We start from the raw sequence: 14,114 nt of genomic DNA on the forward strand, positions 1-14,114 counted from the left end.
GGGGCTGATGGGGTCGAGGCGCAGGTGCGCAAATACGAGGCGGATGTGCTGGACGCTTATGACCGCGCGATCGAGCCTTATGCCGCGGGGGATGCGGAATTGCAGTTCCTGACGCAGCAGTATGAGGCGCTGAGCGAAAAGCTGGGCGGGCTGACACCTGACCGCGCGGCGGCGTGATTTTGGTGAGCAGGCGTAAGGTCTGCGCAATTTGAAACAACTTGTGGCAGCCTGATGCGGATCGGGCTGCCATTTCCTATGGGGTCGCCCGGCCTGAAGATGGAGTAGCATGGCGATGATATCAGCGATCCTTGGCATCTGTTTATTGCTAGTCGTGACGGCAGATGTCGTCATGTCGACGCTGGGGGTGGGGGCCAATGGTCCGCTCGCCCCAAGGGTGGCGCGGGGGACGTTTTGCCTTATCCGTTGTTTGCCGAAACAGAATTGGGTGCATCGTGTTTGCGGCCCGCTTGTGGTGGTCAGCATCGGGGCGGCGTGGATTATCCTGATGTGCCTGAGCTGGACGTTGATCTTGTCGGGTCAGGCGGGGTCGGTGGTTTCGCAAAGCTCGGGCGTACCGGCGGGTGTGCTGGAAAAGGCGATCTATGCCGGGCATTTGTTGTCGACCCTAGGCGGTGGCACATATGAGAGCAGCGGGGCGCTTTGGGGCGTGGTGGCGACGTTGATCGGCGTGTCGGGGATGGTGGTGCTGACCCTATCGGTCAGTTTCGTCTACTCCACGACCCAAGCAGTCTCTACCGGGCGAGCTATTCTCGCGCTGTCAGATGTGCATACACCGGGGACAGCGCAGTTCAGCCAGATCCTGCTGCCGCAATTCGCGACGCTGGTGGCGCAGATCAAGGCCATTCCCTATGCGCTCTATTTCAGCACGGTGCGCGAGGAACGGCGCTTGCCGCAGAAGCTGGCGCAGCTGAGAGCGCACCCGGAGATGTCGGCGCAGGACCGTCGCAACCTTGATATTCTGCTGCGCGAGCTGCCGGGGTTAGAGCATGTGCCGGAGGATCAGTTCGACGAGACATTCCAGGAGTGGGCCAAGAGCTATACCCTGCGCCCCGAAGAGGGGTAAGCGGGCCTATATCCCGCCGTGGTCGGATTTCAGATCTTCACCCTGCTGGTGGATCACCATTTTTTCCGCGGGATAGGGTCTAATAAGGCGGAATGCGTCCTCTGCCGGAGCGGTCAGCCATGCCTCGTAGTCCTCAGGGGCCAGGATCGCGGGCATCCGGTCAGGGTGGGTGTCCTTCACCAGCTCATTCGGGGTGGTCGTGATCATCGAGGATGTGGTGAGCTCGCGATATTCTGTTCCGTAGTTGCCCGCAAAGCTGCGCCAGATCCCGGCGAGGGCGAAGGGCGGGCGCTTTGTGTCGCCGCCCACGCCAAACCAGACATAGGTCGCCGGATTGCGCCCCTTCGCCTCGCAGAAGCTGGAGGCGGGGATCAGGCAGCGGCGTTCGGTAAAGCTGGCCTTCCAGAAGGGAGAGCTGCGCAGTTTGTCATCCCGCGCGTTGTTCACCGCCTTGGGCTGGATCGGCTTGCCGGTTTTCTTGGAGGTTTGCGGCAGCACGAACCCCCAATGCGTATTGCGCAGCACGCGGTTGCCACCCTCATCCAGCGCCACGACGGGCGCCGTGCCCTTAGGGAAGATCGCGGTCAGCGGCTGCGCATTGCCAAGCTGGTCGTTTTCGGCGCGCACCTTGAACAGCTGCCGCATGAGGGTCGGGGCGAGGGTATTGGCGTAGAGGTTGCACATCTTCGGCGCTCCGTTTCCGGCTGTGAGGGGTTCGGGCTTTCAACCCATACCACAAATTATGCAGGACATTCCCGTAAGGCGATCTAGTTCAACCTTAGGGACACGCAAGTTTACGGCATTAGAGACGAACAATAAGCCATAGGAATGGAGAGAGCATGACCGACCCCACGTCAGAAAACGGCGAGATAGAGACTGATTTCGAGGTCGGTCAGGACAATATCGATGGCAGCCTTGGCCCTATCGGCTTTGACATTCACAACCCCGTTTTCGTGATCTCGGGCATCACCTCGGTGGTTTTTGTGCTGCTGACGATGATCTTTCCTGATCAAGCGGGAGCTGTCTTTCTCGCGGTGCGTGATTTCGCTACCACCAAGCTCGACTGGATGTTCATGATTATCGTGAATTTCTTTGTGATCTTCTGCATCGTGCTGATCTTTCTGCCCATGTCCAAGGTGCGTTTGGGGGGCGAGGATGCGGTGCCAGAATATTCCTACCCCGCGTGGTTCGCGATGCTGTTTGCCGCCGGTATGGGGATCGGGCTGCTGTTCTTTGGCGTGCTCGAACCTGTCTATCACATGAACGTGTCGGGCCCGCTTGGGGTGCCGTCGCCCATTGCCGCTGACGGGTCGATCATTGCCGAGAATGTAGAGGCTGCCCGTGCGATGGGGCTGGCCGCGACCTTCTATCACTGGGGGCTGCACGGTTGGGCGGTTTACGCGATCATGGCGCTGGCCTTGGCGCTGTTCACCTATAACAAGGGCCTGCCGTTCTCGATCCGGTCCTGTTTCTACCCAATCCTGGGCGAACGGGTTTGGGGCTGGTCCGGCCATATCATCGACATTCTGGCGGTCTTTGCGACGCTGTTTGGCTTGGCAACTTCGCTGGGTCTCGGGGCGCAGCAGGCCAATGCGGGCTTCAACTTTGCCTTCGGGCTCGAGATTTCGACGAATGTGCAGGTGATCATTATCATTCTGGTCACGGCCGTCGCCCTTGTCTCGGTCTGGCGCGGGTTGGACGGCGGGGTAAAGGTACTGTCCGAGGTCAATATGGGCGTCGCGATCCTGTTCTTCCTCTTCGTGCTTTTTGCAGGGCCGACGCTGATCGGGCTAAGCGGTTTCTGGACGGGCCTGATCGCCTACACGCAAGAGCTGATCCCGCTGTCGAACCCCTTTGGCCGCACAGATGACTCCTACCGCGAGGGGTGGACGGCGTTCTATTGGGCCTGGTGGGTGTCCTGGGCGCCTTTCGTCGGCATGTTCATCGCGCGTGTCTCCAAAGGGCGCACGGTGCGGGAGTTTATCGTCTGCGTTCTGCTGATCCCGTCGTTGATCATCTTTGTCTGGATGGGGGTCTTTGGCGGCATCGCCATCGACCAGATCCTGACCTCCCCCGAGACGTCGCTGGTCAAGGCAAACGTCATCGACAGCTATTCGCCGGAGCTGAGCCTTTTTGGCATGTTGAACGAGCTGCCGTTCACCAAGACCGCATCCACCATCGCGATCGTGCTGGCGCTGGTGTTCTTTGTGACATCCTCGGATTCCGGATCGCTGGTGGTGGATACGATCACCGCAGGCGGCAAGATCGACGCGCCGGTGCCGCAGCGGATCTTCTGGTGTGTGGTCGAAGGGCTGATCGCCATCGTGCTGCTGATCGGCGGCGGTTTGTCGGCGCTGCAAGCAGGGGTCACGGCCACCGGCGTGCCATTCAGCATCCTGATGCTGGTGATGTGCTACACGATCTACAAAGGTCTGCGCAGCGAACCGCGGGCGTAAGATAGGCCACCGGCGCGCTTGAAGGGGCGCGCCGGTTTGCCGATTACCCCGCGTCGATATCATCCAGCGCGACGGCCCCCGCATTACCTTCCGTCACAAACACGTTCCGCGCCAATGGGAATTGGTGAGAGCGGCTTTCGAGGAAATGCATCAGGTAGCCGGCGGTGTTGGGGAAGATCATGAGGTCGCCTGCTTTGACCCCTTGGGGGAAGGCCATTTTGCGGCGCGTCAGCCATTCGCTTTCGGTGCAATAGGTGCCGGCGAGGTAGCCTTCGATCGCCTCTTTGCGCGGACCGGGGGCGAGGACCATCAGCGGGTCGAGCGCGAATTCGGCAAAGCCGGATCGGGATTGGGTGCGGTTCATTTGCACGCCGATCACGGGGGTGCCGGCGCTGTCGCGCTTGCAAAAGGCAACACGGGCGAGGGTCATGCCGCAGCCGTCCAGCAGAGACCGACCCGGCTCGCAACGCAGGGAAATATGGGCATCCCTCAGATGTGCGGCCACGGTTTGACCGTCGGCCATGTGGTCGAGGATGCGGCGCATCCAGTCTTCTTGCACCAGCGTTTGCGCGACGGGGTAACTGTCGACCTTACCCTCACCGCCCGCTTTGCGTCCGAGCCCGTCGTTATGTTGGGTGATGGGGGTGCGGTCACCGGCGAGGGCGAGGTCAAGCTCGGCCAGCCATACCTCCCACTCCGCCGCGTCATCGAGGTAGTTCATCGGGATGCCGCCGCCGATGTCGAGGAAGAAAGGCGCGGTGCTGTCGCCCTTGATCTTGTGGATCAGGGGGAGCGTTTGCAGGATCGCGGCGATGCGATCCTCGGCGCTATAGCCGTTGAGGTGGAAATGCAGCCCGTCGAGGCGGAGCGTTTCCGACGCGGCGATGCGCGCGGCGAGGGTAGGAATTTGCGTCAGCGGAAAGCCGAAACGCGAATAGAGTTTGGTGCCGTCACGCTCGAACCCGTTGAGGCGCAGACCGACAGAGACGGGCTTGGTCGCGCCTTCGGCCACGTCCTCCAACAGCTCCAGCTCATCCTCATTATCAAGGATCACAGTCACGCCGCCACCCACACAAAGGGTCATCAGCGCACGGTCCTTGACGGCCGCGGTGCAAACGATCCGATCGCCCGGCAGCCCCTGTTCAAGGCATTGTTCCACCTCTGCATGGCTGGCCGTATCGATGCCGATGCCCATATCGCGCGCGGCCTGCACATAGCTGAGACATTTATTCGCCTTGCGCGCAAACATGGGCAGGAAGGGCAGGCCATAGTCGGTCACACAATCGGTCAGCTGCGCGATATTGCGGCGGAAGGGATCGACCGACTGGATGTTGAGCGGCGCGCCAAAGCGGTCGGTCAACGCGTCGAGACGGTGGCGATCCTGCAGCAGTTCTGCCATCCAGTTTTCCAGCCGCGGGCGCAGGGGCACGACGCCGTGGCAGGGGCTGAAGATCGATTGGGGGATGGTCATAGGGAAGGCTCCAGCGCGTTGGATTGGCGGGCGCTTTGCACGACGGCGGCTGCCCATTTTTCGGGAAGATCATGGAGGGACCGCGACAACGTATCATTGCCAAGCACGCAGCCTTCGGTGGCGCGGCCGATGACGGAGAGGCCCTTGGCGATGCCGTCGCGTGTCAGGGCGTGGGCGTTTTTATCGACCCTAACACTGCCCATTGTGCCGATACTGAGGTGCCCGTCGCGCAAAAGTCCGTCGAGCGGGGCGGCAAGCTCGGCACCGCCAGCGGGCGGGATCGTGGCGTTGATCGTGACATCTGCCATGGCCTCGCCCGACATATGGTCAAAGCTGACGGTGCCCGCCTGTTCCAGCGTGATCAGCTTGCCGATATTCTGCGCGGGCGGGCCGAAGGCGAGCCGCTCCATCTCTGCCGCGATCTGGCGGAAGTGGTGGGCATCGTCGGGGGTTATCTCGCAATGGCTAATCCAGTTGATGAGCTGCGGATAGCAGCGGCGCCAGACCTCGGCCAGGGCCCAAGCGCTGTCTTGCGCGCGGCGCCCCATGGCGATGTCATAGCCGATGCGCAGGTCTTGGCGGATTTCATCGGGGGTGAAGGTGGTGTTGGTCCGGTGGGTGAAGAAGTCGGCGCTGGTGCCGGAGGGGTTGCCCAGAACCTGATCGGAAAATGACAAAAACGCGGGCCAAATGTGGTGGGTGAAGGTGGCGTTAGGGGTGCGCAGGATGTGCGAAAGCTCGGCGCGTCGTTCGTCCCAGAAGGCGTCGTCTTGCGGTTGGGTGAACAGTGCGGCCTCGACCTTGGCACGCATCGGGCGACCACTGCGGCTGAAGGGGGCGATGTGGCGTGGCTCCGCTCCCGAGGGGGTATAGGTATAGCCGGTGGCGGAGAGGGCGAAGGCCCCGCCGCGCCCTTCGGTCAGCGCGAGCATCGTATCGATAAAAGTGAGCGCGAAGCCTCTGCAGCGCACGGTAGATTTGGGCGGCACAGCGGTCTGGGTCAGACGCTGATCAATAGGGAAGGGGGAGGGGATATGGTCGTGCGTGGTGGTCTCGCTGTGGCGAAACCCGTCTTGGTGACCGGTGGTGATCAGGACATAATCAACGGTGACGTTTTGTGGAGAGATGTGCCAGCGATCCCCGTTACGGTTCACCACCTTGACGGGTGTTTTACGCCGGATTAGTCTCACATTCGACGGGGCTTGTGCGACGACACGCTCGAAGCTCCAGAAAAGATACCGCCCCACATGCGCACGTGGCACATAGTCGCCAGCATCGACGGGCTTCGGGCTTTTAGCCGCCCATTCCAGAAACGACGGCCCGCGCCCGCCCGTCCAAGCGTTGATCAGACCAGCGGGGAAGTTCATCAGCAGCACCTCCGGCTGGCGCGGATTATAGATCGGCCCCGCCCCGGGATGCGCCGAGGGTTCGAAAATATGGACGGTAAACCGGTGCTGCGGTCTGCGCCGCGCCGCCTCGCACAGGCTATCCAGCGCGTAGAGCCCCTTGGGCCCGCAGCCGACGATGGCAATCTCTGTGTCGCTCATGAATCCGCAGGGGCCAATCCTGCCAATGCGGTCACATCCGCCTCGCAAATTCCCAGCTCCCGCTCGACCCATTCGGGATCGAAGACGGTGCCCAAGTAGCGCGAGCCAGAGTTGTGGATGATCGCCGCGACGGTCAGACCGGCGAGCGCGTCCTGCATCCCGCGCACCGCCTCAAGCACACCACCGCCGGAACCGCCGACTAGCAGACCTTCGCGCGCAACGGCGCGGCGGCAGCCGGCAACGCAGGTCACATCGGAGACACGAACGAGGTCATCAAACTCCTGCCCCTTGGCCAGCTCGGGAATACGACCCGCGCCCATGCCCGAGATTTTACGCGGGCCTGCGGTGCCGTTGAACAGCGTGCTGCCCATGGCATCTACCGCGACGACCTTGGTTTTGCGCCCCATCCGGCGCAGATAGTCGCGACACCCTCGCGCGGTGCCGGTGCTGGAACACGCGACGAAAAGCACATCGATCTGCCCGCCAAGCGCTGCGTCGATCTCGGCGATGGTGCCGAGTTCGTGGGACTCTGGGTTGTCGAGATTTGCATATTGGTTGGGCCAAAAACGGCGGGAGTCTTCTTCCAAAAGCTTGGCGACCCGATCCAGACGCGCGGCGAGGAAATCACCGTCAGGCGCGTGATCCACCAACTCGATCTGGCCGCCCAAAGCGCGGATAATCGCTACGTTCTGGGACTGCGCATTGGGGTCGACAACGCAGATGAATTGCAGCCCATGCACCGCACAAGCCTGCGCCAGCCCGATGCCCATGTTGCCGGAGGAGGATTTAACCACCGTATCGCCAGCCTTGAGCCGACCGTCCGCCAAAGCGCGTTCGATCATGTGCCGCGCGGGCCGGTCCTTGGCGCTGCCACCGGGGTTCAGCGCCTCGACTTTAGCGACCAAGTTAACATCCTCGCGGTCGAGATAGCGGGGCAGGCGCACCATCGGCGTCTGGCCGATGAGGTCGAGCACATTGTCCGCGATCCGCGTCGTTGCAAAAGGCGTCGCCGTGTGGGAGTGGGTCTTTACCTGAGTACGAATATTCATCTGCGCAGCCTTTCGGGAAGCCAAGTCTCTCCGGCGGCGCAGGACCGCGCCGTCGCGGATCGTGTTGCGTCTCTTTCACTTCGTTGTTGAGCCCTCAGGTGGAGGGAAACGGGGTTGCGAGGAAGAGAACGATGGTCGAAATTGCTATTTAAAATTGAACCTCGTGGGCGGGATAAAGTTCCGTCTTGTGTGTAACTGAGATGGAATTGGGAGGCCGGAGGTTATGTGGGCTCGGGGCGTGGGGCGACAATATGTGTCTCTAACGCTTGGTATAGCGTCATTCTTCGTGGTAAGCAGCAATTAGGGCAACGTTGCCCCACCCGCCGCCGCTTCAACATTCTCAGCAATGCGCCGCAGAGGGTGGCGGGTCACGCCAGCCCAAGGCTGAGCCTGCAGTCCCACACCATATCCCCACGCCGCCGCACGCCGCCGCACGCTCCGCCTGAGCGGGAGAGAGCGTGGTCGTCCCCGCATAATCCTGATTGCCATCCCGGATATCGGACGGCGCGGGCACCGTATCCACATCCAGAAACGCGGCTAAACGCGCCAAGGCTGCGGTAGGGTCAGCCACGAGATCTTCGTATCGGATGGTGATCACGGCATGCAGGTAATCGAGATCGCGCCTTACGATGTCATAGGCGTCCAGCCAGTGATCCATCATCGCCGCGGGGGCCATGTCGACCCATTTGGAGGTGGCCGCGGCAACCGCCTCTGGATGGCGGGTCACGACGACGAATTGCGACAGAGGGAAGAGCTGCTGATACAGCCGCATCCGCGTCAGGTTTACGGGCGACTTTTCGACCCGCCATGGGGCATCGTTGAAATAGGGTGCCCAATCCCGCTCCAACCGCATTTGTGTCTCTAACCTGTCGAAATGCGATCCTTCGATATGGTGCTGCGCGGGGTCGGTGGCGAAATGCATGGGCACGCCATGCCGCGCGGTGTGGGGGATGGCACCCTGCAGGTAGACGCCCTCATTCTCCGGCACTGGGGCGGCGTTGATCGCGCTGACACCGGGTAAATCGCCGATCAGCCGCGCCACGAGGCTGGTGCCGGAGCGGTGTAACCCGCCGACGAAGATATAGCGATGTGGTGTCATGGAGGCCCCTTTGTCTTGCGAAAATCAGGTAGGCTGTGGGGGAGGGGTGGCAAGGGACGCTATAGCAGCAGGGGCAACGGTGAAGTCGAAGATAGGCGGGACCACGATGATTGAGTTTGGTGAAAATTTGCGGAAGTGTAACGTATAAGTATCATTACGTCGCATTATGTAATATAAATATTACAAATTATTCTGGATACTGATGCCTAAACCAACACGCCCATATTCGCCAACCGCCCGAAAGGCTGCAGAGCTTTTGGGACTGATGATCCGCGCCGCGCGGTTGGAGCGGAACATGACCGCGCAAGAATTGGCGGAACGGGCAGGGGTCTCTCGCCCGCTGCTGTCACGGGTGGAGAAAGGCGATATGACCGTATCCCTTGGTGCCGTTTTCGAAATCGCCACTATCCTGGGTGTTTCGCTTTTCGAGGAGGACAACGAACGCCTAACCGCGCGGCTTGCCACCGAACGGCGGACAAATGCCCTGTTGCGTCAGCGCGCCTTCCAAGCCAGCCGCAGGAAGGTAGACAATGACTTCTGACCTGCTGAAACCGAACAATACTCTCTATGTCTGGATCTTGCCACCCATCTGCGGACAGTGAGCGTCACGCCAAGCGCGGATCTGCAAGAGTTATTCGCGCGTATGTGCTTCAACATTCTCGTCGGTAATACCGATGATTACGCCCGCAACCACGCTGGATTCTGGACGGGGGGACAGCTTCAATTGACGCCCGGCTACGACATCGACCCACGCCCGCGGGCATCATATGAAGCCAATCAGGCCATGGCGGTACGGGGGACAGATCACCGCGCGAACCTTTCTTTGGCACTGGATGCGGCCGGTAGTTTTTGGGTTGGATCAGGGGCGAGCAGAAAGGGTCATTCTCGGTCAGGTCGAGGCGATCCGCGATCTGTTTGACGAGATGGCCCGAGACGTGGATTTGACGCCGGCAGATTATACCGCGTTATGGGAACGGGCGTTTTTGCGTGAGTTCGCATTTGATGGGCTTACAGGTAGCTTGGCCTCGTTGCGGGATGTTAGAAAAGGCCCTTGAGGCAGTATTCTAATTTCGTTTCGCAAACTAAGCCGCCACCACCTATCGTGAAATATGGCTGCGCTTAGTTTTGGTAAACAAATCGCAATTCCTACGGGAACCATAAGGTAACTTTACTGTTATCTTTGCGAGGCTCGCGTTTTTGCAGCTCTGAATAAAGCAAAATTTTTGGAGGCTGATATGCGCATCATGCATATTTCGCTGGGCGGATGTCTATCCGCTCCGCCCGTTAAGTACGGCATGACGGAAGATACCGGTGGGCATATCGCATATGTTCTTGGCGCTGCGATGGCGCAAGCAAAACTCCCTGGGGTTGAAGACGTTACGATTGTGACGCGGCTGTTTGATGCGCCGGAGTTGGGGGCTGTTTTTGCGCAGGCCGAGGAAAGGATTGCGCCCAAGTGTCGGGTGGTGCGTCTGGCGTCGGATCGGGCTGAGTATTTGGAAAAGGGTGATTTGGTGGGGGAGCTTCCTTCGCTGCAAAACGCTTTGTTAGAGACGCTTGAAGACATGGGCGCGGCGCGGCCGGATGTGATCCATGCGCATTTTGCGGATGCGGCGGAGCTGGCGCTGGCGGTGCGGGAGAGGTTCGGGATTCCGGTGCTGTATACCGCGCATTCGCTGGGGGCGGAGAAGTTGGGGCCGGGGGAAGTGCCTTCGGCCGAGTTAAGGGCGCGGATTGCGCGGGAGACGCGTGCGCTGGCAGAGGCGGATGCGATTATTGCCTCGTCCCGTGATGAGGTTGAGCGGCAAATTCCGAAGTTGGTGCCGGCTGCGGAAGGGCGCGCGCATCGGATTGGACCGGGGGTTTGCTTAGAGGCGCAGGGCGATGCGGCGCGGGCGCGGGAGATGCTGGGTGGGTTTCTGCGGGATGTGAGCAAACCCATCATCCTCGCCATTGCGCGGCCCATTCGGAAGAAGAACCTACGGCGGTTGGTCGATGCCTATGCGTCTGATCCCACGCTGCAAGACCGCGCGAACCTTGTGGTTATCGCGGGGCTACGGGACGGCTTGGGGCAGGGGTGCAGCGAGCGTGATTCGGTGATTGCGGATCTGTTTGACGGGGTCGACCGCCATGACCTCTGGGGCAAAGTGGCGTTGCCGCGGCAACACTCCGCGCAGGATATCAGCGACCTTTATGCACTGGCGGCGGAAGGCGGCGTGTTCTGCAACCCGGCGTTTCACGAACCCTTTGGGCTGACCCTGATCGAGGCCGCACAGGCGGGTGTGCCTTTGGTGGCAACACAGTCGGGCGGGCCGTCGGATATTCTGCCGGAGCTTGGTTTTGGCGCTTTGATCGACCCCTATGACACGGCGAGCCTGGCGCGCGGGCTGCGTGACGTGCTGACGGCGCCAGAGCGGGAACTGGCAGCGCGACGGGCGCAGCGTATTGCGCGGCAAACCTACCACTGGAAGGCTTGGGCGAAGCGGACGCAAGCGGTGATCGAAGGGGTGGTGCGGAGGCCGCAGATTCAAACCGTCGCTGTTCAGCAACATGAGCACCTGCTCGCCTGCGACATCGACAATACGCTGACCGGGTGTCGCAATGGCGCACGTGCTTTTGCCCAGTGGCTCGGGCGCGAGGGGGAGCGTTATGCTTTTACCGTCGCCACCGGACGCTCCATCGCCGAGGCGCAGCGGGTGCTGGCGGAATGGGATTTGCCCACGCCGGATACGATCATCAGCTCTACGGGCACAGAGATTTGGCGTCGTTCAGGTAGTGGGTTTACCCTATGTGAGGATTACGCGGCGCTGGTTACGCAGGATTGGGACGCGCAAGCGGCGCGCGCTGCGTTACAAGGTTTGGGCATGAGGTTTCAGCCGGTCTATGACCAGCGTCGTTGGAAGGTCAGCCTGTTCGGTGCCATCAGCGATGTGCCTGCGATCGAGGCGCGGTTGCATCAGGCAGGGGTCTTGGCCCGCATCATTCCGTCCCATGAGAAATTCATCGACATCATCCCCGTGCAGGCCGGCAAAGCTGCCGCGATCCGGTTCGAGGCGGCGCGACGTGGGATGTCGGACGACCGCGTGATCGTGGCGGGGGATAGCGGCAATGATCTGGATATGCTTTCGCGCTTCGAGAACGCTGTGCTGCCTGCAAATGCGCTGGCGGAGCTGGATGGGCTGGCCTCGGTCTATCGGTCTTCGCTCAAGCACGCCATGGGGGTTTTGGATGGGGTGCAATATTACCGCACACCGCAGCCGATGCTGATGGCGGGCGAATAATCATGCGTGATTTTCCTGACGTTCCCCTGCGGCCCTTCGGCTATTTCGTGCATCACCAAGGGCGGGGCCATGCGGAACGCTGCGCCGCCGTTGTTAACGCGCTGCCCGAGGCGCGGCCGGTGCGGATTTTCTGTGCGCGCGACGATATTTTCCCGACTTTGCGTGACAACGTGACGGTGCAAAAGCTGCCCTCTCTGTTTGAAGCACGGGGGGATGAGCCGCATGGCGCCGCTTTGCTCGATACACCCGACACGACCCATTGCGCGCCGGTCGGCTGGTCCGGCATTCGCGAGGCGATGGCCGCGATGGCGCAATTCTTTGCCGCTGAGGCACCGGAGCTGATGATTGTCGATGTCTCGGCCGAGGTGGCGCAGCTGGCGCGGCTCTGTTCGGTACCGCATGTCAAAATACTGCAACATGGCGACCGCAGCGATGCCGGGCATCGTGCCGCTTATGACGGTGCCGCGGGCTTGCTCGCCCCGTTCCATGCGGATTTGGCGCAGGAGAGCTGGCGCGGTTGGGCGGAGAAAATCCACTACGCTCCGGGGCTGGGGGTGAATGTGTCGCTGCCCAAGCCCGAAGACGCCCGCACAACGATGAAGCTGGGCAAACGCCCCATGGCGCTGGTGGTCTGTGGCGGGGGCGGCAACGGGATATCCGAGGCCGCTTTGGGCGTCGCCGCGCGTAGCTATCCGCAGATGGACTGGGTCACTATTGGCGAGGTGCAGCGTGATTGGCATGCGACGCTGCCGCCGAACCTGATGCATAAAGGCTGGGTCGACAACGCGCCCGATTATATCGCAGCGGCGGATCTGATGATCTCGTCCACCGGCAATACGACCTGCGCCCAAGTGCTCACCGCCGCGAAGCCTTGGATCGTGGTGCCGGAGTGGCGCTATTTCGACGAACAAGTGGAGAAAGCCCGCGCCTTGGGCCAAGCCGGTGCCGCACTGCATTTGCCGCATATGCCGAGCTCTGCCCATGCTTGGCGAGCCGCGATTGAGCAAGCGCAGAGCCAGCATGATCCTGTGCGGCAACGTGCCTTGGCTGGCGGCAGTGCCGCGGCGATCCGCACCGCGCAGTGGCTTGGCAATCTGGCGGATCGCCTATGGGACCGCCCCAAAATTTCAACAGCTTTAAAGGAGGTTCACCATGCGTGACGTATCCGTTCTGACCATCGCCCGCGGCCGCGAGGCGCATTTGCACAATGTTATCCGTGGCCTGGCCGCACAAACCGTGCCCCCGCGCGAGCTGGTGATCGCCGCCATGCAGGATGAGCTATACGACGGGATGCCCGACGCGCCCTTTCCCATCCATCAAATCCAGGTCACCCGCCCCGATGGGGAGCTTCCCCTCGCCGCCGCGCGCAATGCGGTGGCAGGCAAGGCAAGCGGCGCCGTTTTGGCTTTTGTCGATGTCGATTGCATCCCGCATCCCGCGCTTGTCGCCGATGTAGCAGAAGCATGCCACGAGGGCCGCGGGCTGGTGATGGGCGAGGTCGCCTACCTCCCCAAAGGGGCGACGGAAGCTGGCCTCGATTTCGATCATTTCGACAAGATCGGCGTCAAACACTCCGACCGGCAGGGACCTCCGGCGGAGGGCCTGCGCTATTGCGAGGATTACCGTTGTTTCTGGTCGCTCAACTTCGCCATGCACCGCGCCGATTGGGCGCGTAGCGGCGGGTTCGACGAAGGCTATTTCGGCTATGGTGGCGAAGATACAGACTTTGGTCGTGTGCTCGACGCGCGCGGGATCGACATCTGGTGGATGAAGGGGGCCAAGGTCTATCACCAATATCACGACCACTGCATGCCGCCGATCCACCATGTGGAGGCCGTGGTGCGCAATGCCGAGTATTTCGCCACCCGCTGGGGGCATCGCACCATGGGCCATTGGCTGCATGCCTTCCATCTCATGGGTCTGATCGACAATAGCGACGATGCGCTGACCATTCTGCGCGCACCTAATGAGACGGATTTTGAGATGTGCCGCCAGACCGGCGATATGCCCTACGCCAACAGCCGCCGGGTGATGGACAAGCTATTGCGCGATCTGGACACCGAGGAAGAGCGCCGCGCCGCTGCCCAAGCGGGCGAGGACCGCATCTCTGCCATCGCGGCGGAGTGA

At 61.4% G+C, this 14,114-nt stretch carries 12 protein-coding genes; 7 read left to right on the forward strand and 5 right to left on the reverse strand.

Annotated features, from left to right (window positions below; genetic code table 11):
- Positions 1–286 precede the first annotated feature (286 nt).
- Complete coding sequence (locus tag SJY36_RS18945; RefSeq protein WP_386176877.1) at positions 287–1,084, forward strand: hypothetical protein; 798 nt, start codon at positions 287–289, stop codon at positions 1,082–1,084.
- Between the two features lie 6 nt (positions 1,085–1,090).
- Here SJY36_RS18945 and SJY36_RS18950 read toward each other — a convergent pair whose 3' ends face one another.
- A complete protein-coding gene (locus SJY36_RS18950; RefSeq protein ID WP_386176878.1) occupies positions 1,091–1,768 on the reverse strand; it encodes an SOS response-associated peptidase in 678 nt (225 codons plus the stop codon).
- A 155-nt stretch (positions 1,769–1,923) separates the two neighbouring features.
- Here SJY36_RS18950 and SJY36_RS18955 point away from each other — a divergent pair, with 155 nt between their 5' ends.
- The gene (locus SJY36_RS18955) at positions 1,924–3,540 is read left to right on the forward strand and encodes a BCCT family transporter (RefSeq protein ID WP_386176879.1); all 1,617 of its coding nucleotides are present in this window, start codon (positions 1,924–1,926) and stop codon (positions 3,538–3,540) included.
- Positions 3,541–3,583: 43 nt separating this feature from the next.
- Here the strand turns inward: SJY36_RS18955 and SJY36_RS18960 are convergent, their stop codons facing one another.
- The 4 genes from SJY36_RS18960 to SJY36_RS18975 form a co-directional block, all read right to left on the reverse strand.
- On the reverse strand, positions 3,584–5,011 hold the full coding sequence (locus tag SJY36_RS18960) for a Y4yA family PLP-dependent enzyme (RefSeq protein WP_386176880.1): 1,428 nt from the start codon (positions 5,009–5,011) through the stop codon (positions 3,584–3,586).
- A complete protein-coding gene (locus tag SJY36_RS18965; RefSeq protein WP_386176881.1) occupies positions 5,008–6,558 on the reverse strand; it encodes an FAD/NAD(P)-binding protein in 1,551 nt (516 codons plus the stop codon). The genes SJY36_RS18960 and SJY36_RS18965 overlap by 4 nt, the downstream gene beginning before the upstream one ends.
- Complete coding sequence (locus tag SJY36_RS18970; RefSeq protein ID WP_386176882.1) at positions 6,555–7,607, reverse strand: pyridoxal-phosphate dependent enzyme; 1,053 nt, start codon at positions 7,605–7,607, stop codon at positions 6,555–6,557. Before SJY36_RS18970 ends, SJY36_RS18965 begins: the two co-directional genes overlap by 4 nt.
- A 340-nt stretch (positions 7,608–7,947) precedes the next feature.
- Positions 7,948–8,706: a sulfotransferase family protein gene (locus SJY36_RS18975; protein ID WP_386176883.1), complete on the reverse strand. Its 759-nt coding sequence runs from the start codon at positions 8,704–8,706 to the stop codon at positions 7,948–7,950.
- Positions 8,707–8,908: 202 nt separating this feature from the next.
- Between SJY36_RS18975 and SJY36_RS18980 the strand changes: the two genes are divergently transcribed.
- From SJY36_RS18980 to SJY36_RS19000, 5 genes are all read left to right on the forward strand, one after another.
- A complete protein-coding gene (locus tag SJY36_RS18980; RefSeq protein ID WP_386176884.1) occupies positions 8,909–9,247 on the forward strand; it encodes a helix-turn-helix domain-containing protein in 339 nt (112 codons plus the stop codon).
- 30 nt (positions 9,248–9,277) lie between these two features.
- On the forward strand, positions 9,278–9,625 hold the full coding sequence (locus tag SJY36_RS18985) for a HipA domain-containing protein (RefSeq protein WP_386176915.1): 348 nt from the start codon (positions 9,278–9,280) through the stop codon (positions 9,623–9,625).
- A gap of 376 nt (positions 9,626–10,001) precedes the next feature.
- The gene (locus SJY36_RS18990) at positions 10,002–11,987 is read left to right on the forward strand and encodes an HAD family hydrolase (protein WP_386176885.1); all 1,986 of its coding nucleotides are present in this window, start codon (positions 10,002–10,004) and stop codon (positions 11,985–11,987) included.
- Positions 11,988–11,989: 2 nt separating this feature from the next.
- Complete coding sequence (locus SJY36_RS18995; protein WP_386176886.1) at positions 11,990–13,147, forward strand: glycosyltransferase; 1,158 nt, start codon at positions 11,990–11,992, stop codon at positions 13,145–13,147.
- Positions 13,140–14,114, forward strand: a complete 975-nt coding sequence (locus SJY36_RS19000; protein WP_386176887.1) for a glycosyltransferase family 2 protein — start codon at positions 13,140–13,142, stop codon at positions 14,112–14,114. Before SJY36_RS18995 ends, SJY36_RS19000 begins: the two co-directional genes overlap by 8 nt.

Origin of the sequence: Sulfitobacter sp. R86518, assembly GCF_042466275.1 — a bacterium.
In the GTDB taxonomy this organism is placed as follows: domain Bacteria; phylum Pseudomonadota; class Alphaproteobacteria; order Rhodobacterales; family Rhodobacteraceae; genus Sulfitobacter; species Sulfitobacter pontiacus.